We start from the raw sequence: 284 nt of genomic DNA, 5'->3' as shown, positions 1-284 counted from the left end.
CTTCAGCGGACCGATCACCGGGCCCATGAAGGTCTTGTAGTAGAAGCCGGCGGACAGGATCTTGCCGCCGAGCTGGTTGATCGCGCCGATGTCCCAGGCGAGCGAGGGCGTGCGGTTCTGGCTGACGGCGACGAGCCCGTCATAGATTTCGACCATGGTGGCGGCGATGTTCGGCTCGCGCACCTCGCCGCGCAGCACCGTCACCAGCGCGTTCGGCTCCTCGACGCCGGCGGCGAGCAGGCCGCGCGGGCGATGGTATTTGAACGAACGGCCGAACAGCGTCA

The 284-nt window shown here is 67.3% G+C and carries 1 protein-coding gene; it reads right to left on the bottom strand.

Features of this window, described 5'->3' with window-relative positions; translation table 11 throughout:
• The coding region (locus EN846_RS34725) for a 2Fe-2S iron-sulfur cluster-binding protein (protein WP_135928171.1) at window positions 1–284 on the bottom strand (284 nt) is incomplete at both ends.

This window comes from Mesorhizobium sp. M4B.F.Ca.ET.203.01.1.1 (assembly GCF_004791025.1).
GTDB classification, from domain to species: domain Bacteria; phylum Pseudomonadota; class Alphaproteobacteria; order Rhizobiales; family Rhizobiaceae; genus Mesorhizobium; species Mesorhizobium abyssinicae.
The sequence above is the reverse complement of the archived record's forward strand: the minus strand, read 5'-3'. Positions and strand labels throughout refer to the sequence as shown.